The following is a 25,692-nucleotide window of genomic DNA, read 5'->3' on the forward strand; positions in this document are numbered from 1 at the left end:
GCTCCTATGTGCCTGAAAATGGCGTACGTTCCCGTCCGGCCCGGTCCGTCCGCGGACGACACCGGTCGTGCGGTGGTCGGTTCGAGCATATGGCCCGGCACGGACAACCGGTTCGGGTTGTACCGAACCGTTGTCGGACCGACCGCCGGAGGGCACCGAACAGGGATCAGTCGGGCGCGACGGAGCCGTCGGTGAGGCCGTCGTACATCCCGCGCACGAGGTGCTCCCCGAGCCGGCTCGCGTGCCGCAGCGCCCGCTCGAACTCGTCGAGTGCGCGGAAGCGCGCGCCGTAGCGCCGTTGTTCCTCCAGAGGCAGCCGGGGCAGCTGCAGCCGGCGCACGTCCAGCCGGGTCGCGGTGGAGGCATAGCTGCTGGCCTGCCGGTTGTTGGCGGTACCGCGCAGGAAGCCGGCCAGGAACCACGGGTCGAGGGCCGAGCGGTCGGGGCGCAGCAGCACGAGGTTGCGCCCCAGGGCGGCGCCCGCTGTCGCGGCGTCGATCACCCGCGCCACCGCACCGCCGCCGAGGACCGGTACCACGACGTCGCCGGGCTCGGTCAGCACGGCCTCCTCGTCGCTCTCGGGAAGCGTGCCCGAGGGCGGCGCCGCGGCGAGGACGTCATGGTCGGTGAGCACGGGCACGCGCGCGGGCCCTCCGTTCCCCCCGGTGCGCAGCACCAGCGCGCCCCCGCGCGCCAGTTCACCGACGGTGGTGAGCGGCCAGCGCACCGGCGGCGCCTGGTCGGCCGGCGGCGGAGTGAGGTCGGCGGTCAGGCGCAGGGTCTCGCCGAGCCGTTCGCGGACCTCGGTGAGCTGTTCCGCGCCGTCGGCCGCGGCGGCCGGAGGCAGATGGCGGGCGGGAGCGAGGTCCACGTCGTCGTCGAGGAGTTCGATGACCGGCACCGAACGGGCCAGCCCCGGCCGTTCCACCGGCCCCTCGTCGCGCTCGGCGGCACGCCAGACGTCCAGGACCGCCTCGCGTACCGCCGTCCAGTCCGGGCCGCCCCGTCCTTCCCCGGCGAATCTCCCGGTGTCCACGAGCAGCACCTCGGGCGTGGCCGGCATCCGGTCGGGCCGGCGCAGCACCCACAGGTGCAGCGGGATGCTGTACGGCGGCGCCGCCCCGGCCGGCAGCGCGACGAGCGCCCGGAGCGCGCCCCGGCGCAGCAGGTCGGCGCGGATCCGGCGCCCGGAACGGCGGGAGGCGACGGCCGGCGGCATCAGCAGGACCGCGGTGCCGCCGTCGGCGAGCCGGGCCAGGGCGTGCTGCACCCAGGCCAGTTCGGACTCGGTGCGGGCGGGAAAGCCGTACTCCCAGCGTGCGTCGTACGCCAGTTCGTCGTGCCCCCAGTTGCGCTCGTTGAACGGCGGATGGCACAGCACCGCGTCGGCGCGCAGCCCGGGGTGGGCGTCGGCGCGCAGGGTGTCGCCGGCCGCGCCATGCACCCCGGCCCGGGAGTGCAGAGCGAGCCGCAGCGCGGTGAGCGCGGCGAGATCGGGGGCGCTGTCCTGGGCGTACAGCTCCTGGCCGGGGCGGACGGCAACGGCTCGCAGCAGGGCGCCGGTTCCGCAGGCCGGGTCCAGCACGGTGCGGGCAGGGCCGGCCAGGTCGGCCATGAGAGCGGCGAGTTCGGCCGGGGTGAGCGTGTACTGGCGGGGGTTGGCGTCCAGGTGCCTGCCCAGCAGGAACTCGAAGGCCTGCCGGGCGCCGGTCTCGGCGGCCAGTTCGGCGGCGCCGCGCAGGAGCGGGACGGAGCGGAGGAGCTGGGGGCCGGTGGGGGCGCTCACAGCCTTCGCGCCGGCCGCCCTGTTCACAGCCTCCGTGTCGGCGGATCTGTTCACAGCTTCGGCGACGCCCGAGGGCCGCTCGCTGTGAACCGTACGCGCCGCCGCTCCGCCGAGGCGCGCGGTCAGCACCTCCTGCAGCGCGCCGGGCAGCAGCGCGGCGAGGCGCTCGTCCGAACCGGCGCTCGCCTGGAGCCAGACGGTGGGGCGCTCGTGGATCAGCAGCAGCACGCAGCCGACGTGCACCAGCGCGGTCAGCGCGCCGTCGGGGTGCCCCACGAGGTGCTGCCAGACCCGCTCGCGCAGCGGAACCTCGGCGAGTTTGCCCTGATCGCGCAGCCAGGACTCGACCTCGGCGAGCGCGAAGGAGGGGCTGGTCTCGGTGCCGCCGACCGGCTTGGGGAAGTCGGCGTGCCGGCGGCGCCAGTTGCTGACGGCGGCGCGGCCCACTCCGGCCAGCCGTGCGATACCGGCCGCGGTCACCTCTGTGGCGTTGTCCTGCACGCGCCCTCGCTCCCGTCGTCCCATGTGTGCACCGAGCATACCGATGCGTGCAAGATCTACCGCTTCACGCACGTGTACACACCCTCCCACGTGCACCGTGTTGACTCGGTTCACAGGCTCTGCTCTTATTGACGTACCGCTTCACCACCCAACGAAGGACTCCTGATGCGTATCCCGTCCCGTGCCGTGATGCTGATGGCCGTCGCCGCCCTGCCACTGGCCCTGACCGCCTGCTCCACCGGATCCACCGGATCCACCGCCGGCTCCGGTACCGGTACCAGCGCCGCGCCCGCCAAGGCGAAGGACCCGAACTCCGGCCTGGCCACGGGCACGCAGCTGAAGAAGGCGCTGGCGCCCGCCTCGGCGTTCCCGGCCGGACTCACCCTTGAGTCCGACGGTTCCGCGGACAGCGGGGGCCGGCTCCTCTCCCCCACCGCCCCGAAGACCGGGAAGCCGGACTGCACCAGGCTGGAGACCACGTCCTGGATCCAGGTCTCCGGCTACAAGGGCGGGGTGTCGTTCGCGCAGAACGGCTACGCGAACAAGACCGAGGAAGTGGACCAGGAGATCGACGCCTTCCAGGGCACCACGGCGACCGCCGTGATGAAGGCGCTGCGGACGGTGGCCGCCGAGTGCGCCACGTACACCGACACCGACGCGCACGCCAAGGTGAAGCTGACGGGCACCGCCACGTCCGGACTCGGCGACGAGGCCTACACGATGACGCTGACGAGCGGCTACTGGGAGAACGGCACCACGCTGGTCGCGGCCCGTTCCGGCAGCTCCGTGGTCACCGTGCTGTCCACCGCGGGCAGCGACAACGGCGCCGCGTCCGCGAAGAAGGTGACGACGACGATCCTGTCGGCGCTGAAGAAGTAGCTGAAGCAGCAGCTTCCGTTCCGTTTCCGTGAAGGATGCCGATGCGCCTGAGGTCCCGTCCCGCCGACCGGGCGGCCACCGGGAAAACCGCCGTACGAGAGCGCGCCGTACGCGCACCCGGCGTGCCCGGAGCACCGCTGCGTGCCGCGCTCGTTCTCGGCCTGCTGCTCGGCTTCTACCTGCTGGCCCTCCTCATCCTCGTCGCACTCGCGGGCCTGGACGTCCTCCTGGCCCGGGGGCCGGGCCTCACGGTCATGGCCGTCGAGGGCTGGCTCGGCTCGCTGGCGATCGTCTGGTGCGTGGTGCGGGTCGTCCTGCTCACCCGCGGCCCCGGGGACGGGCGGGACGAGCTGCCCGGTGTGCCGCTGACGCCGCGTGAGCAGCCGGAGCTGTGGCGGCGGGTGCGGGAGCTCGCCGATCGGGTGGGCACCCGGCCGCCCACGGAGATCCGGGTGGTCCCGGGGGCCAACGCCATGGTGCGGGAGGACGCCCGCTGGCTCGGGCTGGTCGCGGGCGAACGGCGGCTCTTCCTCGGCACGGCGCTGCTGATCGGTCTGCCGCAGGACGAACTTGACGCCGTGCTCGGGCACGAACTGGGCCACTACGCGTCCGACGACACCCGGCTGGGCGGCCTGCTCTGGGCGCTGCACGGCAGGCTGCTGCACATCACGCACACCTTGCGGCAGCGGGCCACGCGTGAGGAGGCCGAGGAGAGGGCGAGGACCGCCGCACGGGCCGCACGGCGCCGGGCGGCCGGCAGGCCGGCACCGCTGAAACGTGAGCCCACCCGGGGCCCGGACCACTACCTGGCCCTCGTCTTCTCCGCGTACGCGCGGTGGTGTCTGCGACTGACCGAGACCGTCAGCCGTCGGCAGGAGTACGCGGCCGACCTGGTGGCCGCCCGGGTCGCCGGGCCGGGCGTCACGGCCGCCGCGCTGCGCCGCATCCCCGTGCTCGAAGCCGCCGACGACCTCTACCTGGGCGAGTACGCCCTGCTGGGCAGCGACGCCGGGCTGCTGCCGCCGGAAGGACAGTTCCACGGCGGGCTCGCGCTCCTGCTGGCGGACCCCGCGCGCCGGACGGACCTGGAAGCGTGGGCCCGCCGACCGCTCCCGCCGGTGTCCCCCGAGGAACGCTCCCCGTATGACAGCCACCCGCCCACGGCCGACCGCGTCGCGGCACTGGAGGCGCTCCCCGAGTTCCCCGAGCCCCCCGAACTCCCCGAGCGATCCGGGCACTCCGGGCACTCCGGGCACTCCGGGCACTCCGAGGTCCCCTGGCACTCCGAGCACTCCGGGTACTCCGAGGTCCCCGGCCGCGGACACGCCACCGCGCGCCCCCGGCCGCCCGCCCTCGCGCTGCTCCGGGAGCCGGACCGCCTCTTCGCCGCACTGGAACGAGCCGTACTGCCCCGCGAGGCGCTGTCCTGGCGGCGGGTGCCCTGGGCCGAACTGCCCATGCGGGCCCGGCGCGAGAGCTGGGCGCGCGAAGCGGGGCCGCTGCTGGAGGCCGTGGCCCAGGTGGCCGGTGCGCGGGGCGTCGCCGTGTCGGGGGCATCCGCAGCGACGCACCTCGGCTGCCTCCTGGACCTGGTCGACCACGGCCTGCTGCAGGACATGGCCGCCCGGCTGCCCAGATCGGAGCAGGCCGGCCGGAGCAGTGGGCGGGTGGCACGCGAGTTCGAAAGGACCGCCTTCCGTGCGGCCCTGCGCCGACTCGCGCTGCTCACCGCACTGGACACCGGGCTGTGCCGGTGGGAACTGTGCTGGTCGGGGCCCGCGGTGCGGACGGTGTCCCCCGAGCGGTTCACCGAGGCGCTGGAGCAGGCCCTGGACCAGGTGGTCGCCGAGCCGCCCGGCACGGCTCCCCTGCGGGCTCTGCTGCTGTCCGGCGGCGGCCACACCGCGACCACTCCCGCGCCCACCCCGTCAACCGCCCTCTTCGGCGGCTCCTACCCGAAAGACCCGGTATGAACGTCCTGATCGACATAGCCGGTGCCGGCGCCCTCCTCTACGCGGCCGTCACCATCCCGCGCAACGCCCGCAAGGCGCGGGCGCTCCGGGCGGAGGCGAAGGCCAAGGCGCCGGTCAACATCGACCCCGCCAAGTACGGGCTGGTGCCCGCCGCCCAGCTCGACAGCGGTTCCGCGGGCCCCGATCCCGAGGCCGACGCGGTCGCGGCGGCCGCCCTCGCGGGTGACTGGCGGCGGGCCGCCGCCTATCTGGCCGGAGCGGGCCGGGACTGGGACCTGCGCTGGTACCGGCTCGGCATCCTGGTCCACGCCGCCGCCGAGGACGACGCCTGGCTCAAGGCGTGGCGGACCGAGTACCCCGGCGACCCGGCCGCCGCCCTCGTGCACGCCGACGCGCTGGTCGTGCTCGCGGGCAAGGTCCGCGGCGCCAAACAGGCGAAGCACACCACCGCCGAGCAGTTCGAGGGCTTCCACCGGTTGCTCGCCGAGGCGCTGCCCGCCTGTCAGGAAGCCGCCCGGATGGCCCCCGAGGACCCCTGCCCCTGGATCGCGCAGATCTCCATCGCGCTGGGCCTCGGCTGGTCGCACGACGACTTCCGGGCGCTGTGGGCCGAGATCACCGCACGCGATCCGTACCACTTCGGAGCGCACATGAGCGCACTGCAGTACTGGTGCGCCAAGTGGCGGGGTTCGCACGACCTGATGTACGCGTTCGCCGAGCAGGCCGCGGCCACCGCGCCGCAGGGCAGCCTGCTGCCCGTCCTGCGCCTGGACGCCCTGATGGAACACGCGTCCCGGGAGCCGGAGGCGCCCGTGTACAACCAGCCGTTCGTGCAGGCGGCCGTGGACGCCACCCTGGACGCCGTGGACCGGGCACCGGCCGGGCACCACCGGCTGCCGACGGTGCGGCACATGCTGGCGGACACCCTGTTCCAGACGAAACGGTACGCCGAGGCCGTCGAGCAGTTCCGGGCGGTCGGCGGCTACATCGGCAGCCCGCCGTGGTCGTACTCGGCGAACCCGGTCAAGGCGTTCGTCTTCGCCCGCACCAACACCTTCGTGGCCTGGGAGAAGGCAGGCTGCCCGGCCCCTCCGCCGCGCGGCCGCCAGGGCCGGTGACAGCGGGATCGGCCGCCTCCCCTTGACCGTCCGGAGTGGCCCGGCGCGAGCCCCACGGCTCCCTCGGTCCGGGGGAGGTGACGCCGACCACTCGGCCGGATCAGCCGCCGCACTGCGTCAGCATCGTCCGCTTGTCCGCGGCCGTCACCGGAAGGTCGTACTTCAGCGACACCTGGGCGAAGCGCACCGCGTAGGAGCAGCGGATCTGCCTGTCGGGGGGCAGCCAGCTCGCGGGCCCCGAGTCGCTCTTGGCGCCGTTGGTGGGGCCGTCCACGGGAAGCAGGTTGAGCGGGTCGTTGGCGATGTCCTCCCGCTTGCCCTTCGTCCAACGCGCCGCGCCCATCTGCCAGTCGTACGACAGTGGCATGACGTGGTCTATCTGCACCGTCGTGGCGTGCGACTTGGTCCACTCGATGGTCTTGCCCGTGTACGGGTCGTGCAGCGTCATGGAGGCGACGACACAGTCGGATCCGGCCCGGAAACGGACCTTCTCGCCATCGCGTTTCAGAAGATCGTTTCGCGAGTCGCAGCCGTTGTGAGCGAAGGGTATGCCGCCTGGAGCGGAGTCCGTCCACGCATAGCCGAACTTGTCCCTCTCATAGCCCGTCTTCGGCCCGCGTCCCTTCGTCACCACATTTTCGATCAGCGACCGCGCCTTCGCCCGGTCGGCGGCGGAGGTGATCGCCCCGAGCCCCGGTTTCGTGCCGTCCGGATTGTCCAGCGGGTTCACGGCCCGGCCGTCACCGGTGGTCGCGACGGCGGAACCGGATGGTCCACTGCCCTCAGGCGGAGCAATGTCCTTGCAGCCGGCCACGGCGAAGACCACGACGACGGCCATGGCCGCCCCGCCCCTCAGACGCGCCACGTACGCCCCCTCTTTCCCGCCCGACCCGCCTCCTCGGGGGCGGATCCTCGCTGGTCTCACGGTAACGGGCGGACGGTTCGGGCCCGGACGGCAGCCGGAGCCCGGCCGCCGTCCCGGCGCGCCCGCTCACGCCTCGCCGCATCGCATGCCCCCGACGGCACGGTTCACGCCCTGAGCGCGGGCGAACGCCGTCCGGCCGGAGGGCACACACCGCTCTGCGGCCCCGTCGCCCCCGGCGCGCTCCGGTCGAACCCGGCGGGCACGCCGGGACCTGGCGCCCGTCGGCCATGAAGCGGCGTGCCGGGGCCGGCAATTACGACCCGAGGATCGAGGCGAGGAACTCCCCTACCCAGCCCAGCAGTTCCCGGCCGACCAGCGGCTTGCCGCCCACCTTGGCGGTCTTCGGGCGGGGGACCAGCAGCTGGTGGACGGCCGGCTTGATGACGGTCCCGGGGTACAGGCGCTTGACCCGCAGCTCCTGCGACTCGCGCAACTCCACCGGCGCGAAGCGGATGTTGGTGCCCTGGAGGACGATCTCGCCGACCCCGCACGCGCGGGCCAGCATCCGCAGCCCGGCGACCAGCAGCAGGTTCTCCACCGGCTCGGGCAGCTTGCCGTAGCGGTCGGTGAGTTCCTCGCGGACCGCCCTGATGTCGTCCTCGGAGTTGGCGGAGGCGATGGCCCGGTACGCCTGCAGGCGCAGCCGCTCGCCGGGCGCGTAGTCGTGCGGGACGTGCGCGTCGACGGGCAGCTCGATCTTGACCTCCAGCGGCGGCTCCTCCTCGATCTCCCCGGTCTCCAGCTGCCGCCGGTAGTCCGCGACCGCCTCGCCGACCATGCGCACGTACAGGTCGAAGCCGACGCCCGCGATGTGCCCGGACTGCTCGCCGCCGAGCAGGTTGCCCGCGCCGCGGATCTCCAGGTCCTTCATCGCCACGTACATGCCGGCGCCCATCTCGGTGTGCTGGGCGATGGTCGCGAGGCGTTCGTGCGCGGTCTCGGTGAGCGGCTTCTCCGGCGGGTACAGGAAGTACGCGTACCCGCGCTCGCGGCCGCGGCCGACCCGGCCGCGCAGCTGGTGCAGCTGGGAGAGGCCGAAGGTGTCGCCGCGCTCCACGATGAGGGTGTTGGCGTTGGAGATGTCGATGCCGGACTCGACGATCGTGGTCGAGACCAGGACGTCGAACTTCTTCTCCCAGAAGTCGACCACGACCTGTTCGAGCGCCGACTCCGACATCTGGCCGTGCGCGGTCGCGATGCGTGCCTCGGGGACGATGTCGCGGAGTCTGGCCGCCGCGCGGTCGATGGACTCCACCCGGTTGTGGATGTAGAAGACCTGGCCCTCGCGCAGCAGTTCGCGGCGGATGGCGGCGCCGATCTGCTTCTCCTCGTACGGCCCGACGAAGGTGAGCACCGGGTGCCGTTCCTCCGGAGGTGTGGTGATGGTGGACATCTCGCGGATGCCGGTGACCGCCATCTCCAGGGTGCGCGGGATCGGGGTGGCCGACATGGTGAGCACGTCGACGTTGGCGCGCAGCTTCTTCAGCTGCTCCTTGTGCTCGACGCCGAAGCGCTGCTCCTCGTCGACGATGACCAGGCCCAGGTCCTTGAACTTGGTCTCCGAGGAGAAGAGCCGGTGGGTGCCGATGACGACGTCGACCGCGCCCTCCCTGAGGCCCTCCAGGGTCGCCTTCGCCTCGGTGTCGGTCTGGAACCGGGAGAGCGCCTTCACGCTGACCGGGAACTGCGAGTACCGCTCGGAGAACGTGCCGAAGTGCTGCTGCACCAGCAGGGTGGTGGGCACCAGGACGGCGACCTGCTTGCCGTCCTGGACCGCCTTGAAGGCGGCCCGGACCGCGATCTCGGTCTTGCCGTAGCCGACGTCGCCGCAGATCAGGCGGTCCATCGGGACCGACTTCTCCATGTCGTCCTTGACCTCGGCGATCGTGGTCAGCTGGTCGGGGGTCTCCGCGTACGGGAACGCGTCCTCCAGCTCGCGCTGCCAGGGCGTGTCCGCACCGAACGCGTGGCCGGGGGCGGCCATGCGCGCGCTGTACAGCTTGATCAGGTCGGCCGCGATCTCCTTGACGGCCTTCTTGGCGCGCGCCTTGGTCTTCGTCCAGTCCGCGCCGCCCAGGCGGTGCAGGGTGGGCGCCTCGCCGCCGACGTACTTGGTGATCTGCTCCAGCTGGTCGGTCGGGATGTACAGCCGGTCGCCGGGCTGGCCGCGCTTGGCGGGGGCGTACTCCACGACCAGGTACTCGCGGGTGGCGCCCTGGACGGTGCGCTGCACCATCTCGATGTAGCGGCCGACGCCGTGCTGCTCGTGCACGATGTAGTCGCCCGACTCCAGGGTGAGCGGGTCGATGGTCTTGCGGCGGCGGGCCGGCATCCGGGCGCCGTCCTTGCCGGCCGCCTTCTGGCCGGACAGGTCGGTCTCGGTGAGGACGGCGAGTCTCAGCGCCGGGTCGACGAAGCCGTAGTCGATCGAGCCGCACGACACGTGCACGACCGAGGGGCTCAGCTCACCCAGGTCGACGTCGAGGCGGGCGGCGATGCCCTCGCCGCCGAGCACCTCGACCGTGCGGGAGGCGGGGCCGTGGCCCTCGGTCACGAAGACCGTGCGCCAGCCGTCGGCGAGCCAGCCCTTGGTGTCGGCGAGGGCCTTCGCGGTGTCGCCGCGGTAGGTCTCGGGGGCGTGCATGCCGAGCTTGAGGGTGTCGGCGGACAGCTCCTCGTCCGCGGCGAACGGCGACACCGACCACCACATCATGTCCAGCTCGCGGGCGCGGTCGCGGACGTCCGCGATCGACCACAGGGAGGCGGCGCCGACGTCGATGGGCGCCTCGCCGCCGCCGGCGGTGGCCGCCCAGGACGCCTGGAGGAACTCCTGGCTCGTGGCCACCAGGTCGGCGGCGCGCGTGCGCACCCGCTCCGGGTCGCAGACGACGGCCATCGCGCCCTTGGGCAGCACGTCGAGCAGCAGCTCCATGTCGTCGACCAGGACCGGGGCGAGGGACTCCATGCCCTCGACCGCGATCCCCTCGGCGATCTTGTTCAGCAGCTCGCCGAGCTCCGGGTGCTCCTCGGCGAGGGCACGCGCGCGTGCGCGGACGTCGTCGGTGAGCAGCAGCTCGCGGCAGGGCGGTGCCCACAGGCCGTGCTCGGCGACCTCCAGGGAGCGCTGGTCGGCGACCTTGAAGTAGCGGATCTCCTCGACGTCGTCGCCCCAGAACTCGACGCGCAGCGGGTGTTCCTCGGTGGGCGGGAAGACGTCCAGGATGCCGCCGCGCACGGCGAACTCGCCGCGCCGCTCGACGAGCTCCACGCGCGCGTAGGCGGCCGCGGCGAGGGCTTCCACGACCTCGTTCAGGTCGGCGCTCTGGCCGGTGCGCAGCGCCACCGGCTCCAGGTCGCCGAGGCCCTTGACCTGCGGCTGGAGCACGGATCGTACGGGTGCGACGACGACGGAGACCGGGCCGGTCTCCGGGTCGTCGGCGCTCGGGTGGGCGAGGCGGCGCAGGACGGCGAGGCGGCGGCCGACGGTGTCGCTGCGGGGGCTGAGGCGCTCGTGCGGGAGCGTCTCCCACGAGGGGTACTCGGCGACGCCCTCGGAGGGCAGCAGGGTGCGCAGCGCCGACGCCAGGTCCTCGGCCTCGCGGCCGGTGGCGGTGACGGCGAGGACGGGGCGGCCGGCCTCGCGGGCCAGGGCGGCGACCGCGAAGGGGCGGGCCGCCGGGGGGCCGACCAGGTCGACGTGCATGCGGTTGCCGTCCGCGGCCGCCTTGATCGCTTCCGCGAGGGCGGGGTCCTTGACGACGGCGTCTAGCAGACCGTGCAGGCTCATGGAGGGCTTTCCGTCTGAGGGACCGGGGTGGGTACACCGGACCGCGGATGGGCAACACGAACGGCCCGACGCGCGGTGCGAGCCGGGAACCTCCAGCCTACGACGGTGCAGGCGTGAGCGGTGAGGCTGTGGACAGTCCGCAGGCGCCGGAGGCGACGACGCCGCGTGACCGTCCCGACACAGCCCGACGCGTACGGCGCACCTCTTCCCGGCCGTCGCTGCCGCGCTTCCCGCGCCGTTCTCGCCCGCAGGTCGGACGATGCCCCGGTTCGGTCGCTAGGGTGCGTTGCACTGACACACGATCAGAAGCGGGGGAAACGGTGCAGAGCACAGGAACATCGCCGACCGCGGAACCGGAGGCGGACACTCCCGCCGGGGCGTTCCGGTTCATGGAGTCCTCCTACGCGTCCGGGAACCGCCCGCGCAGCATCCACGAAGGCTTCTCCGTCCTCGACTTCGAGCTGCGGTTCCTGGCGCTGTTGGCCGCCTCGACGGTGCGGGCGGCCGGGGCGACGGCCGCGCCTGTCGGCCGTTCCCCCGGCCTCGGCGAGTGGACCGGCTACCTGCGGCGCGCCCGCCAGCAGCTGGACCAGTGCGACACGGTGCCGGCCGGGCACGTGGGCCGGGCCGTCGGCAGGGTCCTGGACCTCTACGACCAGGGCGTTCCGGGTGCCCCGAAGGAACTGCGCGATCTCAAGCGGTTGCGCGACCACATCAGCCACGGCGGGCCGCTCCCGGCCGGGGAGAGCGAGCTGGCCACGCTGGACGAACTCGTCCGCTCCATCGCCGACGCGGTCACGGAGTCCCTCACCGCCGCCGAACTGGTCCTGCGCGAAGGCGACTCGGGGGAGCTTCGGCCGTCGTTCGCCTGGAACGGCGAAGAGGTCTCGCTCTGGCCGTTCCTGCACATGAAGCCCAGCGGTGTCTGGCATCTCTTCTCCAAGTTCACCCGCGCGCACCCCGCCTTCCTCTGCTTCGGGGGCGGTTCGGTGAACAGTTCTCCCTCCGACGAGGCGGTCCAGGCGGCGCTGCACCCCCTTCTCAAACCGAAGAAGGCGGACAACGGCACGCTGGAATACTTCATCAAGGACGTCGAGCAGGATCTCGGCGGCTTCGCCGACGACGACTCCGAGCCCGTCTACGCCGACCACGACCAGGGTTTCGAGTTCTACTGGGACAAGGCGACCGGAGAGGGCACGGGAACCCAGCCCCGCCGGGACTACTTCCGGCTGGGCCCCGACAACATGCGTCAGTGGCGGGCGGAGTCCGGCTGGGTCCCGTACACGGAGTACCTGCGCTCACTGGCCAACTGGCCGGTGGTCGCGACGCGTCTGCGGCAGCGGCTGGAGCAGTTGGAGCGCCAGCTGGCCACGGAGGAGCAGGACTCCCTGGGCTGGGCCTCCCGGGAACGCCCCGGCATCCGGATGGCCAAGGTCGTCGTCTCCGACATGGACGGCAGCCACGAGGAGCCGCCCCAGACGTTCGCCGCGCTCATAGACGGTGTGGACCAGGACCTGCAGGCCAACCGGGGTCAGACGCAGGTGGTCTTCATCAATGGCGAAGCAGGGATCGGCAAGACGCGGGCGATGCTCGACGCGGCGAAGAGCCGCGCCTCGGAGGTCGAGCGGGCGCTGCACGCGGGCGAGCCGTCGGACCGGGCCCTGTTCCTGTACGTCCGTTCCACAGGCCAGGTGCTCGACAGCCTCCGCACCGTGGTGGACAGCGCCGTCGCGTCGACCCGGAACCTCACCGACAAGGGCGTCAAGGCGCTGTGCCGCAACGGACTGATGACCCTGCTCATCGACGGATTCGACGAGTTGCTGGGCGGCGTGGGGTACAGCGACGCGATCGGGTCGCTGCGGCCCTGGTTGGACGAGCTGGGCGGCCGGGGCGTCGTCGTGGTGTCGGCGAGGTCCTCCTACTACATGGGCCAGTACCGCTCCAGTGTCGAGCGCGCCTACGAGCGGGGGATGGCCTTCGTACGCCACCGGGTGGCGACGGTGCAGCGCTGGTCGCCGCAGGACGTCATGTCGTTCCTGGACGAGTACGGGGTCCCGCGCGAGAGCCTCGACCGTCTGTCCGAGCACGACCGGCAGCTGCTGGGGCTGCCGTTCTTCGCGCACGCCTTCGCGGAGATGACCCTCGACCCCGACGAGGGAGTGATTCCGAGCAACGCCCTCGCCGAGCGCCTGCTCGACAAGTACGTGGCGCGCGAGGAACGCAAGCTCACCGGTCAGGGGGACACCGCCCTCCTGACCAGCGCCGAACTCAGGCGCATGTTCGAGTACGTCGCGGAGTTCATGGCCACCCATGAGGAACGCGAGGCGGACATCGGCGAGTTGCAGGAGGCGGCCCAGTACGCGATCGAAGAGGAACTGTCCTCCCGGCGCCACCTCAGGCAGCGGCTGCCGGTGCTCTGCGGGCTCACGGCGGCTTCGGACGACGCGTCCGCCTCGCGTTTCCGCTTCCAGCACGAGCTGTTCTTCGACCAGTTCCTGGCCGGCGCCGCGAGCAGCTATCTCCTGGACGGACACACCGCGGTGTTCCAGGGGATGCTGAAGCAGTCCCCCTGGCGGTCCGCCACCGTCACCCGGGTCGTCGCCGCGGCCGGGCAGGAGCGGGTGACCCGCGCCATCGCCGACTTCGCGCCCCGCATCCAGCGCACGGAGCAGCAGATCGAGTCCACCGTCGCGGCCACCAACCTCGGCGCCCTGTGGGGAGCCGTGATCAAGGAGACGGGCCGGATGCCGAGCGCGGACATACACAACGCCGTGTTCATGGACGAACTCGACCTGTCCGGGGTTCAGGACGTGGACACCCGCATCGTCGGCTGTGAGCTGGCCGGGCTGGTCCTGCCGGCATCGGGCGGCTGGACCCTGCGGCTCGACAACACCGGCGTCAAGAAGATCAGGGTGAGCGGCTCGCCGTCGGACCTCGCAGGGCTGCGCGGGGTGCGCCACGCCGATCTCGTGGAACTGCTGCTTCCCAACAAGTTCCTGTACCGCAGGGAGCACATTCTCGACGCGCTTCGACGTTACGGGGCAGAGGTCGTCGACGCCGAGGACAGGAACGACAACCTTCCGCCCGTCGAAGTGCTGGCCGCGCGCCACTACCTGACGACGATGGTCCGGCGCGTGGAGAAGTCCGTCATTCTCCGCAGCGACTACCAGCCGGAGGACACCCGGCTGAAGTGGACCCAGGAATACGGTCCGGACATCTGGAAGAGGTTCGTCAACGAGCTGCTGGACTCGAAGCTGGCCCATGACGACACCTTCTCGGCCAGCGGAGAGCGCAAGATCCGGCTCCGGCTCAAGTGCGGCGCGGCCGCCATCCTCGCCAACGACGGAACTCGCCCCGGCACGCAGGAGTTCTGGAGCCGGCTCGAAGGGAGCTGACGCTCCTGGCGCAGACAAAGCGCCCGGCGCCGGAGAGTCCGTGAGGTTCTCCGGCGCCGGGCGTTCCCCCGCAACCCCCGTGTGCGGTGGTCTGTCGGGCGGTCGCGGTCAGTCCGTCGCGATCGCGTTGAGGACGTTCATGCGGCCCGCGCGGAACGCCGGGATCAGGGCGGCGAACAGGCCCACGAAGGCCGAGGCGACGAAGACGCCGGTGATCGTCGGCCAGGGGATCTCCAGGACCTTGAGGCCCTGCAGGGCGAGGAGCTTCTGGGCGGTGGCGCCCCAGCCCATGCCCAGGCCGAGGCCGAGCAGGGCACCGAAGAGGGCGATCACCACGGACTCCATGCGGATCATGCGGCGCAGTTGGCGTCGGGAGAGGCCGATGGCGCGCATGAGGCCGATCTCGCGGGTGCGTTCGACGACCGAGAGGGCGAGGGTGTTCACGACACCGAGGACCGCGACGATGATCGCGAGGGCGAGCAGGCCGTAGATCAGGTTCAGCAGCTGGCCGATCTGGTCCTTGAGCGCCTTCTTGTAGTCGGTCTGGTCGCGCACGGTGTACTGCGGATAGTCGTGCAGGGCCGATTTGAGCGACGTGTACGCGGCGTCCTGCTGGCCGTCCTTGGCGGTGGCGAAGACCAGGTCGTCCAGGGGCATCCTGGCGGCCGGCACGTACTTGGCGAGCGTGGTGATGTTGGTGTACTTGGAGCCGGCGTCGATCAGGCCGTCGCTGCTGGTGATCGCCCGGACCGTCAGGTGGGCCGTGCGGCCGTCCTTGAACTTCACGGCGATCTTCGAGCCGAGGTGGATGTCGTGCGCCTTGGCGAACTTGTCGTGCACGGACATCGAGTCGGGCAGGTAGGCGTCCTTGAGGTTTCCGGCGACGGTCTTGGTGCGCAGGTCGGTCGCGTACGTCGGGTCGGCCGCCGTGATGTCGGTGTCCTTGAGCGTCTTGCCGTCGGGCGTGGTGTAGTCGGCCGTGGTGGTGCGGTACTCGGTGACCCGGGCGAGTCCGGGTACGTCCTTGACGGCCCTGACCGCCTGCGGGGTGATCCGCTGGCCGCTGTCGGACTGGATGATGAAGTCGGTGCCGACGGTCTTGTCGAGCTGGTCGGAGGCGGAGGCGACCATGGAGGAGCCGACCACCGAGAGGCAGGCGACCAGCGCCAGTCCGATCATCAGGGCGGCGCCGGTGGCGCCGGTGCGGCGCGGGTTGCGCAGCGCGTTGCGCTCGGCCATGCGGCCGACCGGGCCGAACATCCGCAGCAGGATGGCGCCCAGGACCCGTACGACACCGCCCGCGAGCAGCGGACCGATGACGACGAAGCCGATGAGGGAGAGGACGATGCCGAGGCCGAGCCAGGCCGAGCCCTGCTTGGCCTGGTCGGTGCCGGCGGCCAGGTAGAGGCTGTAGCCGCCGGTGCCGGTCAGCACGAGGCCGACCAGGGCGCGTATGCGGCCCGCCCGCGCGTCGGCGGGGGCGCCCGCGTCGCGCAGCGCGGCCATCGGGGAGACCTTGCCGGCGCGGCGCGCGGGCAGGTAGGCGGCGAGGACGGTGACGACGACGCCGAGGACCAGGCCGAGCACCGGGGTCGTCCAGGCGACCGTGAGGTCACTGGTCGACAGGTGCATGCCCATGGAGCCCATGAGCTTCATCAGGCCGACGGCGATGCCGACGCCCGCGCCGACGCCCAGCACCGAGCCGACCACGCCGAGCAGCAGGGCCTCGACGAGCACGGACCGGTTGACCTGGCGCCGGCCGGCGCCGATGGCCCGCATCAGGCCGATCTCGCGGGTGCGCTGGGCGACCAGCATCGAGAAGGTGTTGATGATCAGGAAGATGCCGACCAGGAAGGCGATCCCGGCGAAGCCGAGCATCGCGTACTTCATGACGCTGAGGAAGCTCTCGACGTCCTTCTGGTTGGCGTCGGCGGTCTCCTTGGCGGTCTGCACCTTGTAGGCGGTGCCGAGCGCGCCGACGACGTTCTTCTTCAGCTGCGCGTCCGTCACCCCCGGGGCGGCCGTCACGTTGATGTTCGTGAAGACGCCGCTCTGCCCGACGAGCGTCCGCTGGGCGGTCCTCGTGTCCAGGTAGAAGATCGCGGCACCGGGGTTGGTGACGGTGAAGTCGGCGATGCCGGAGATCCTCGCGGTGTGCGTGCCGACCGCGCTGATCACGCCGATCTCGTCGCCCAGCTTGAGGTGGTGCTTGTCGGCCGTGTCGGCGTCCACCATGACCTGGCCGGAGTCGGCCGGCGCCCTACCGGAGGTGATCTTCATGGTGCGGGCGTCGTTGCCGTTCCAGCTGCCGACGATGGTCGGCGCGCCGCTGGACGGCGACAGGCTGTCCTTCTTGGCGTCGACCACGGTCACGGAGGTCGAGAAGACCGTGCCCTCCGCCGCCTTGACGCCGTTCACCGCGCGGACCTTGCCCACCACCGAGGCGGGCAGCACCGGCGGCCTGCCGTTGTCGGAGGTGGTCTCCCCCGTGTCGGAGGCGCCCTTGGCGCTGACCGTCACGTCGGACGAGGTCGCCGCGAACAACTTGTCGAACGTCGTGTTCATGGTGTCGGTGAACACCAGCGTGCCGCACACGAACGCCACCGACAGCAGCACGGCGACGGCCGACAGGGCCATGCGCCCCTTGTGCGCGAAGAAGTTGCGCATCGAGGTCTTCAGGACGGTCATGACGTACGCCCCCGCGCGTCGAAGTCCTTCATGCGGTCCAGGACGGTCTCCGCGGTCGGCTTGAACATCTCGTCGACGATCCGGCCGTCGGCGAGGTAGAGCACGCGGTCGGCGTAGGACGCGGCGACCGGGTCGTGCGTGACCATGACGATCGTCTGGCCCAGGTCGTCGACGGAGCTGCGCAGGAAGCCGAGGACCTCCGCGCCCGCGCGGGAGTCGAGGTTTCCGGTCGGCTCGTCACCGAAGATGATCTCGGGGCGGGCGGCGAGGGCGCGCGCCACGGCCACGCGCTGCTGCTGGCCTCCCGAGAGCTGGGTGGGGCGGTGCTTGAGCCGGTCCGCGAGCCCCACGGTGTCGACCACGCGCCGCAGCCACTCCTTGTCGGGCCTGCGGCCGGCGATGTCCATGGGGAGCGTGATGTTCTCCAGCGCGTTCAGCGTCGGGAGCAGGTTGAAGGCCTGGAAGATGAATCCGATCCGGTCCCGGCGCAGCTGGGTGAGCTTCTTGTCCTTCAGGCCGGTGATCTCGGTCTCGTCCAGGTAGATCTGACCGCTCGTCACGGTGTCGAGCCCGGCGAGGCAGTGCATCAGGGTGGACTTGCCGGACCCCGAGGGCCCCATGATCGCGGTGAACTGCCCCCGCATGATGTCCACGTCGACGTGGTCCAGGGCGACGACCCGGGTCTCCCCGGCGCCGTACGCCTTGACGACCTGCCGCGCCCGCGCGGCAACGGCCGTACGCCCTCCAGTACCCCCGTGCCTGGGAATGGTCACAGCCGATGTCACGGTATGTCTCCTAAGTCGGTCAGCGGCGGCGCAGCCTGGTGCCGTGCTCCGCTGCGAAGCGGTCGGTACGCCGATGAGTCTGCCGGTGCGCGGTTGGTCCCGCGCTGGTGCGAAGCCCCGTCTTTCCGGGGGGGAAACCCCACCCCCGCCGGTTCGGTCGTCCGTCCCCGGCGGCGTAAAGCCAGGTTAAGGACGGCCGGGGTGCCGTCTCGTCCTCCGGCGGTACGAGCCCTCCCCGAGCCGTAGTACGGAGGAGCCCCTAGGGGATGTCCACCGCCGGGTGGAGCCCTTCTCGGGGTCGGTCTCCACCCGCCGCCCCGGACAGCGTCCACCCTCTCGCCGCGTGAGGGTCGAGCGACCGGGTGCTTCCGCCTTCCCCATCCTGGTCCCGGCCGCGACCGCCCGTTCCCAGCAGGTGGACGCGGACTCCCTTCGTGTCGCGGCGGATGGGAAGCTGTTGGGCGCGGCATAGATACATGGCCGACACACGGGGAGGGGAAGCCGGCGTGGAGAACACGAGACCCGCGGTACGCGCGGCGGGACGCGAGACCGGGACGGGCCGGCGGGGGGCCGTGGTGGCCGCCCTCATGCTCGCCATGGCGCTGGCCGCCCTCGACTCCACCGTCGTCTCCACCGCCGTCCCCCAGATCGTCGGCGACCTCGGCGGCTTCTCGGTCTTCTCCTGGCTCTTCTCCGGCTACCTGCTGGCCGTCACCGTCACCCTGCCGGTGTACGGCAAGCTCTCCGACACCTTCGGCCGCAAGCCGGTGCTGGTGGTGGGCGCCGCGGTCTTCCTGCTGGGGTCGCTGCTGTGCGCGGCCGCCTGGAGCATGGGCGCGCTGATCGCCTTCCGGATCGTGCAGGGCCTGGGCGGCGGGGCGCTCCAGGGCACCGTGCAGACCCTCGCCGCCGACCTCTACCCGCTGGAGGAGCGCCCGAAGATCCAGTCGAAGCTGTCCACCGTGTGGGCGGTGTCGGCGGTCGCCGGGCCGGGACTCGGCGGCGTGCTGGCCGCCTACGCGGACTGGCGGTGGATCTTCCTGGTCAACCTGCCGATCGGCGCGGCCGCGCTCTGGCTGATAGTGCGCCACCTCCACGAGCCGGAGCGCGCGCCGCGCACGCCCTCGCGAGTGGACTGGGCCGGTGCGCTGGCGGTCTTCGCCTGCGGCGGCGTGCTGCTGACGGCGCTGGTGCAGGGCGGGGTGGCGTGGGCCTGGTGGTCGGCGCCGTCGTGCGCGTTGTTCGGCACCGGGTTCGCGCTGGTGGGAGTGGTGGTGCGGATCGAGCGCCGGGCGGCGGAGCCGATCATCCCGGGGTGGGTGTGGCGGCGCCGCACGATCGCGGCCGTCAACCTCGCGCTGGGCGCGCTCGGCCTGCTGATGGTGGCGCCCTCGGTGTTCCTCCCCACCTATGCGCAGTCGGTGCTCGGGCTCGCGCCGGTGGCCGCCGGGTTCGTCCTGTCGGTGTGGACGCTGAGCTGGCCCGTCTCGGCGGCCCTCAGCCAGCACGTCTACCGGCGGATCGGCTTCCGCGACACCGCGCTGCTCGGCATCGGCGCGGCCGCGCTGATCCTGTTCGCCTTCCCCTTCCTGCCCTACCCGGGGTCGGCCTGGCAGCCGACCCTGCTGATGCTCCTGCTGGGCGCCGCGCTGGGCCTGTTCCAGCTGCCGCTGATCGTGGGCGTGCAGTCGACGGTGGGCTGGGAGGAGCGGGGGACCACGACCGCGTCGGTGCTGTTCTGCCGGCAGACCGGCCAGACGATCGGCGCGTCGGTGTTCGGCGCGGTCGCCAACAGCGTGCTCGCCGCCCGGCTGGGCGGCGCGGGCGACCTCGACTCCGTCACGCGCGCGCTGGACGACGGGACGGCACCCGAGGCCACCCGCCACGCCATCGCCGACGCGGTCCACGCGGTGTACTTCGGGGCGGCGTGCGCGGCGGCACTGGCCTTCCTGATGCTGCTGCTCGTCGCACCCCGGCGCTTCCCCGTCCGCACGGACTGACTCCACGCCGGAGCCGACGCGGGTGACCCCCGAGACCCGGAGGAAAGCCCGGCGCCAGGACGCTATTCCGCCGCCGCGCGCCCCGTCAGGGTCATCAGGCTGTCCCGCATGTGGTCCATGTGCGCCTGCACGTCGTCCCAGGTCTCCCCGTGCTCGCGCAGCACCCGCTCGGTCTCCCGCGCGATGCGCTCCTCCAGCATCCGGGCCTCCGCGACAAGCTCGGCGGCACGCACGCGCGCCTCCTCCTCGGAGCGGCGCGCCGACTCCCCGGCCTCCTCAAGGGCCCGTTCCGCCTCCGCCAGGGCGGCCTCGGCACGGGCGATGCGCTCGGCGTTGTGCGCGTCGACCGCGGCCGCACGCGCGACCTCCTCACGCTCCTCCTCGGCCCACCGCTCGGCATGCTCCTTGGCCTGGTCGGCGAGCATCGCGATGGTGCGCTGACGCACCTCGCGCAACGCCGACACCGCCTCACCCCGCTGCTCCTTGACCTCCAGCCGCGTGCCGACGCGGATGTCGTCCGCCTCGGCACGCGCGGCCAGCAGCAACTGGCGGGCGCGCTCCTCGGTCTCCGCGCGGAGCGTGTCGGCCTGCTCCTGCGCCGCGCACAGCGCCCTCTCGGCGCGCTCCGCGGCCTCCGCGACCCCCTCCGTCAGCTCCCGCCGGGCGCCCTCCCGCAGGGCCCGCGCCTCCTCCACCACCAGCCGGAAGACCCGGTGCGCACGGTCCCCCAGCGCCTCGTACGTCTGCGGAGGCAGCTGCTCGACCACGGCACGCAACCGCTCGTACTCCGCCTCCATGTCCTTGGCCAGCACGGTGAGCCGCGCGGCACGCTCCCATGCCGCGTCCCGGTCCTCGCAGAGCTCCACCATGAACGTGTCGACCTGGTCGGGGCGGTAGCCACGCCCCCGGACGGTCATGAACTCGTACGGCGACATCGACGCGCTGCTCACCTGGAACCCCTCTCCGCCGGACCCGCACGAAATGATGATTTCGCGGACATCTTGATGGATCGGACGTAAGTGTTCATAACGCGACACTCCGCATGCCACGCCGGAAACACCGCACACCACGCCAGCAGGCGGAGGCACGTCAGGGGCGTGAACTGCCGGCCGCGCGCCCGGAACGACGAGGGGCCGGCCAGGTCACCGACCCGACCGGCCCTCGTACGGCCGTTCTACCTGCGCGTCACAGCAGCCCGTCCCACATCTGCTCCAGCAGCACCGACCACCAGCTCTCCGGCGAACCGAGCGCCGCCGGGTCCAGGGAGGCCAACTGGGCCTGGAAGTCGACGGTCCAGCGGCCCGCCTGCTCCTGGTTGAGACCGAACCGGAGCCGCCACATCCGGCCCAGCAGAGCCAGACACCGGGCGAACTCCGGCAGCCCCGTGTTCACGAACTGCGGCGGCACGGACGCCCCGCCCGGCCCCGCCTCCACGGGCACCGCCACGATGTTCGCGGTGCCGTACTGCACACAGACCGCCTTGCCGAAGTCGGTCCCCATGACGAGGTACGACGCCGCGTCCGGCGCCGGCCGCAGACCGCGCTCCTGCGCCAGCTCCGCCAGCGTCGGCACCGGACGGCCCGGCTGCGCCTGCGCCCAGAAGAACGGCCCCATGTCCAGCGGCAGCCCCGCCGCCACCAGCGTGTGCGCCACGATCGGCGGCACCCCCTGGCGCGACACCGCCGCATGCTCGAACCGGAACACGCCCGGACCGAACGCCGCCGCCAGCTCCTGCGCGATCGCCTCCGGCGGGACCGGCGGCGCCACCTGCACGTGCGGCAACGGCGCGCGCACCGGCGCGGGCCGCGCGGGACCCGCCGCCACCTGGTGCAACTCGCCCTGGTGCACCAGCAACTGACGCATCCCCTGCTGACGGCTCGCGTGGTCCGTCCCGTACGGCGCGATGCTCGCCAGCCGCGCCTGCGGCCACTGCTCACGGATCATCCGCGCGCAGTAGGCACCCGGCAGCTCGCACGGCTCCAGCTCCGTGTGCAGCTCCAGCACCTGGTCCGGCGGCACGTTCATCGCCCGCAGCTCGTGGAAGATCTGCCACTCCGGGTGCGGGGTGCCCGGCGCCGAACGCCGGATCAGCTGCTGCTCCGAACCGTCCTGCGCCCGGTAGCGCAGCACCGCCTGATAACCGGGGCCCACCGTCGGCTGCCCCTGCTGCGGGTAGCCGTACGCCGGGGGCGGCGGCATCGCACCGGCCGGCATCGGGGGCGGCATCTGCGGCGGCGTCTGCGGGGCACCCGGCGGCATGGCGGGAGCGCCCGGGGGCTGAGGCGCGCCCACCGGGGGTGCCGCCAGCACCGTCTCCGCGTGATGAACCGCCGCGCCGCCCGCACCGGCGGCAGCGCCCTGCACGCCACCCGGCACCCGAGGCGTGCCAGGGGCGCCCGGGGGCTGAGGTGCGCCCGGAGCGGGAGGCACAGCCGGGGCGTCCGGCGCCTGCTGAGCTCCCCCGCCCACCCCGCTCGGGCCGGCCAGCATCGTGGCCGCGCGATCGGCATCGCCCGGAGGCATTCCGCCCGGAGCACCGGGCGGAGTCTGCGCGCCCGGCGCCGACACCATCTGCGTCGGCGCGTACCCGGGCGCCGGCCCGGACGCCCCAGGCGGGCTCCCCGGCCGGCCGCCCGGCGCCCCCGGCACGCCCGGCGGCGGCGGAGGCGGCGCAGCGGCCCCGCCCCGCGCCTTGCGCAGGGGAGGCGCCGCCCTGCTCGTCGCGGCGTCCGCTATGTCCTCGGCGTCCGGCGCGAGCGGCCGACCGGGAGCGGCCGCATGCGGGAGACCCGCCAAAGACGCCGGAGGCTGGGGCGCACCCGGCGCCGCACCGGCCGGCGCCTGCGGATACCCGTAGCCCGGCGCGGCCGGCGGCTGCCGGTAGCCGTCGGAAGGCGCGGGCGCCTGCGGCTGAGCGGACGTGCCCACGGCCACCGGCCCCGGTCCCTGCGGATAGCCGTACGACGGGACGTCCCGCGGAGGCGGCGGAGGCGTGCCACCCCGCGGCGCACGACCGGGCACGTCCTGCGCGTCCCGCACGCCCGGCCCACCCGCCTCGTCGAGCGCCGGGGACACCGCCGTACGAGGCAGCTGACTGCCCCCCGCCATCAGGGCCGTCTCGGCGTCCCCCAGCGCACCGTCGTCGGCATCGCTCAACGGCGGTGCGAACACCGTCGCGGGGAGCGGGACGGAACGGTCGTCACCGGCATAGGCGTTGGTGTCCGTACCGGCCCAAGGAGTCGCCCCCGCAGGCACGTCGGGCGCACCGGACGCCCCGCGGGCCGCCTCGGCCCCCGGACCCGAGTCGGCCGCGGCCGGCGGCCACGCGGCACCACCGCCTGCCCCCGCACCGACCCCACCCGACGCCCCGGGCACCCCGGCCCGCGTCTCGGCGAGCCCACCGGAACCAGCACCGGAACCGTAAACAGAACCGGAACCGGAAACAGGACCAGAAACAGGACCGCTGCCCGCACCCGCGGCCGCCGCCGAAGCAGCCGCCTCCGCGCCGCCCGACCGTCGATCCGGAATGCCCAGCTTGTCCGCCGCCTCCTGAAGCCACTCCGGCGGACTCAGCAGGAACGACGTCTGGTTCAGGTCCACCCGGGCCGCGGGCGCCGGCACCGCGTCCGCGACCTCCGCCCCACGGCCGTACTCCTCCTCGTACCGGCGGATCACCTCACCCACCGGCAACGCCGGCCACAACGTGGCCTCACCACTGTCCCGGGCGATGACCAGCCGCTGTCCGCCCGCGTCCGACCGCGGGCCCTCCGCCCGGTCCTCGCCCCACACCACGAACCCGAGACCGAACTCCCGCACCCGCACCTCACGATGCTGGTACACCGGCACGTCACCGTTGATCCACTCTTCCGCGCGCTCCTGCGCCTGCGCGAACGTCACCATGACCGGCCTCACTCCCCCGAGCCGTCGAAGGACACCGGCACGGCCCGCGCGAACCCACCGTCCACCATCAGGTTCGCCACCGTCTCCAACTCCGGCGGGGAACCCGCCAGTCGCGACAGGAACACGTCGAAGTCCTCACCGCAGGGCAGCAGCAGACGCTCCACCCGCTCCGCAGGCGGCAGCCCGGGATCCACGTCGCGCGCGTCGTCGTACGCGCAGAACCACACCGAACCCGGCCGCTCACCCTTCACCTTCACCGCCAGCAGACCGCCCTGCACGAAACCCACGCCCAGGTAGTCCTTGGTGAGATGGTCACGCAGGCACTTGTTGACGTACACGAGGTCGTTCACCGCCGCCTCGTCGCGCACCGTGAAGAACGGCTGGTCCACCAGCAGGCCGAGACCCGCGTCCAACGCCGTACCCACCGGCGCACACCCACCCGCCGCCTTCAGGAACGACCGGTACGCACCCGGCAACCGGTACCCCAGGTCCTCCTCGACCCCCTGCACCTGCGACTCCGACACCGCCACACCCGACTTCGGCAACCCGAAATGCGCCGGACGCGTCTCCTGCAACGGCCGCGTCCCCCGCTTGTCGTGGTCCACCCGAGCCGTCGCCACCCCACCGTGATGCCGCAGCAACGCCTTCACCTCGACCGGCACCAGCTCCAGCCGCCGCGACTCCACCACGTGATGCCACGTCCAGCCGTGCGGCGTCGCCACCGCCGGCACCGTGTCCCACAGTTCATGACCCGAAGCCGCCAGCGCCGCGTTCGCGGACACGAAGTCCGTCAGCCGCAACTCGTCGACGCCGAAACCCTCCGGCGGATCGGCGATCTCCGCCGCCGCACGCGCGTAGGGCGAGAAGTCGGGGTAGCCACGCTCGTCGACCCGTACCCCTCTCGGGTGACGTGCCGCCCGGACCGGATCCGGGAAGTGCACGACCTGCCCGGCATAGGCCGCGTTCGGCGGCGCGGCCTGTCCCTGGGCCTGGCCGCTGGGCGGTGCCCCCACCCCGAGCCGACCTGTCGTCATGACGGATGCCCCCTGCGGCACTCTGTACGAACCGAAACCGCACCCCTGCGGCACGCCACGGCCCGTATCCGGCTGTCTCTCCCACGTCCCAGACGCGTCGACCGCGCCCATCGCGGTGCCGACAGCCTATGCGGTACCCGAACCCCGGTCACCGGCGCTCCAGTTCGGTGACCAGCCGTCACCCCGCCGTGACAGCACGCCCGAACCCGGGCGTGTCGCACCGCCCCAGCTACCGCACCCGCCACAGGATTTGGCAGTCTGTGACTTTCGGGGGGATGCTCGGGAGGGGAAGACGATCATGAACACCACACAGACGGGACCACACACCGCCCTGTCCGGCGCGCCCCACGGCGCCCTCCACGGCCCCGCCGACGGCGACCCCCGCATCGGCTGGAGCAGCACCGAGACACCCCCCGCCCCCACCCTCCAGCACCGCCGCGACGGCATCCTGCCCACCGTCGCCGCCGCCCTCTCCGTCCGCGGCACCACCCTCACCGGCACTGCCGCCCGCGGCGACCAGCCGCCCCCGCTCCACCCGCTGGTCCAGGAATTCCTCGACACCCTCCCCAGCGGACAACGCGACCGCTTCACCGGCCGGTGCGCCGAAGCCATCCTCATCTCACGCCACATCAGCGCCGCCGACAGCGCCCGCAGCAAACGCGCCGCCCGCAAACCCATGACCAACGGCGAAGCCCGCAAGTCCCTGAAGCAGGCCAAACTCACCGCCCGCCGCATACGCGAGGACGGCGACCCCCTGCACGGCAGCTTCGCCGCCCCCTGCCGGGCCTGCGCAGCCCTCACCGCCCACTTCGGCGTCCGCGTCGTCGACCCCACCACCGACGCCTGACACCCACCCCACCCCCGCACCACCGGCAAGACACCCGCACCCGCACTACACGCGAACGAACGAACGAAGGGCAG

At 72.6% G+C, this 25,692-nt stretch carries 14 protein-coding genes; 6 read left to right on the top strand and 8 right to left on the bottom strand.

Annotated elements, in window-relative coordinates; translation table 11 throughout:
• Positions 1 to 166 precede the first annotated feature (166 nt).
• On the bottom strand, positions 167 to 2,287 hold the full coding sequence (locus AB0M11_RS07445; protein ID WP_365702375.1) for an N-6 DNA methylase: 2,121 nt from the start codon (positions 2,285 to 2,287) through the stop codon (positions 167 to 169).
• Positions 2,288 to 2,452: 165 nt separating this feature from the next.
• On the opposite strand from AB0M11_RS07445, the gene AB0M11_RS07450 reads away from it, so the two are divergent.
• Genes AB0M11_RS07450 through AB0M11_RS07460 form a run of 3 tightly spaced genes read left to right on the top strand, consistent with a single transcriptional unit; the run spans position 2,453 to position 6,257 of the window.
• On the top strand, positions 2,453 to 3,166 hold the full coding sequence (locus AB0M11_RS07450) for a hypothetical protein (RefSeq protein ID WP_365702377.1): 714 nt from the start codon (positions 2,453 to 2,455) through the stop codon (positions 3,164 to 3,166).
• 41 nt (positions 3,167 to 3,207) lie between these two features.
• A complete protein-coding gene (locus AB0M11_RS07455) occupies positions 3,208 to 5,139 on the top strand; it encodes a M48 family metalloprotease (protein ID WP_365702379.1) in 1,932 nt (643 codons plus the stop codon).
• The gene (locus AB0M11_RS07460; RefSeq protein WP_365702381.1) at positions 5,136 to 6,257 is read left to right on the top strand and encodes a hypothetical protein; all 1,122 of its coding nucleotides are present in this window, start codon (positions 5,136 to 5,138) and stop codon (positions 6,255 to 6,257) included. Before AB0M11_RS07455 ends, AB0M11_RS07460 begins: the two co-directional genes overlap by 4 nt.
• Positions 6,258 to 6,357: 100 nt before the next feature.
• On the opposite strand, the gene AB0M11_RS07465 is transcribed toward AB0M11_RS07460, so the two are convergent.
• Entirely contained in the window at positions 6,358 to 7,122 is a 765-nt protein-coding gene (locus AB0M11_RS07465) for an HNH endonuclease family protein (protein ID WP_365702383.1), read from the bottom strand.
• Positions 7,123 to 7,435: 313 nt separating this feature from the next.
• On the bottom strand, positions 7,436 to 10,969 hold the full coding sequence (gene mfd / locus AB0M11_RS07470) for a transcription-repair coupling factor (protein WP_365702385.1): 3,534 nt from the start codon (positions 10,967 to 10,969) through the stop codon (positions 7,436 to 7,438).
• Between the two features lie 320 nt (positions 10,970 to 11,289).
• Between mfd and AB0M11_RS07475 the strand changes: the two genes are divergently transcribed.
• A complete protein-coding gene (locus AB0M11_RS07475; protein ID WP_365702387.1) occupies positions 11,290 to 14,364 on the top strand; it encodes a hypothetical protein in 3,075 nt (1,024 codons plus the stop codon).
• A 108-nt stretch (positions 14,365 to 14,472) separates the two neighbouring features.
• Here the strand turns inward: AB0M11_RS07475 and AB0M11_RS07480 are convergent, their stop codons facing one another.
• Positions 14,473 to 17,052 (bottom strand): FtsX-like permease family protein, encoded by a 2,580-nt coding sequence (locus AB0M11_RS07480; RefSeq protein WP_365702389.1) that lies wholly within the window; start codon positions 17,050 to 17,052, stop codon positions 14,473 to 14,475.
• Positions 17,049 to 17,837: an ABC transporter ATP-binding protein gene (locus AB0M11_RS07485; RefSeq protein ID WP_294004041.1), complete on the bottom strand. Its 789-nt coding sequence runs from the start codon at positions 17,835 to 17,837 to the stop codon at positions 17,049 to 17,051. Before AB0M11_RS07485 ends, AB0M11_RS07480 begins: the two co-directional genes overlap by 4 nt.
• Positions 17,838 to 18,343: 506 nt before the next feature.
• Here AB0M11_RS07485 and AB0M11_RS07490 point away from each other — a divergent pair.
• Entirely contained in the window at positions 18,344 to 19,837 is a 1,494-nt protein-coding gene (locus tag AB0M11_RS07490; RefSeq protein WP_365702392.1) for an MFS transporter, read from the top strand.
• A 62-nt stretch (positions 19,838 to 19,899) separates the two neighbouring features.
• Here the strand turns inward: AB0M11_RS07490 and AB0M11_RS07495 are convergent, their stop codons facing one another.
• From AB0M11_RS07495 to AB0M11_RS07505, 3 genes are all read right to left on the bottom strand, one after another.
• On the bottom strand, positions 19,900 to 20,754 hold the full coding sequence (locus tag AB0M11_RS07495; protein WP_365702596.1) for a cellulose-binding protein: 855 nt from the start codon (positions 20,752 to 20,754) through the stop codon (positions 19,900 to 19,902).
• Positions 20,755 to 21,022: 268 nt separating this feature from the next.
• Complete coding sequence (locus AB0M11_RS07500) at positions 21,023 to 23,737, bottom strand: SUKH-4 family immunity protein (RefSeq protein WP_365702394.1); 2,715 nt, start codon at positions 23,735 to 23,737, stop codon at positions 21,023 to 21,025.
• Between the two features lie 8 nt (positions 23,738 to 23,745).
• Positions 23,746 to 24,771 carry an SMI1/KNR4 family protein gene (locus AB0M11_RS07505; protein ID WP_365702396.1) on the bottom strand — a complete coding sequence of 342 codons (1,026 nt, stop codon included), beginning with the start codon at positions 24,769 to 24,771 and terminating at the stop codon, positions 23,746 to 23,748.
• Positions 24,772 to 25,069: 298 nt separating this feature from the next.
• Here AB0M11_RS07505 and AB0M11_RS07510 point away from each other — a divergent pair, with 298 nt between their 5' ends.
• A complete protein-coding gene (locus AB0M11_RS07510) occupies positions 25,070 to 25,618 on the top strand; it encodes a YwqJ-related putative deaminase (protein WP_365702398.1) in 549 nt (182 codons plus the stop codon).
• The last annotated feature ends 74 nt before the right edge of the window (positions 25,619 to 25,692 follow it).

Source organism: Streptomyces sp. NPDC051987 (assembly GCF_040680735.1).
GTDB lineage: Bacteria > Actinomycetota > Actinomycetes > Streptomycetales > Streptomycetaceae > Streptomyces.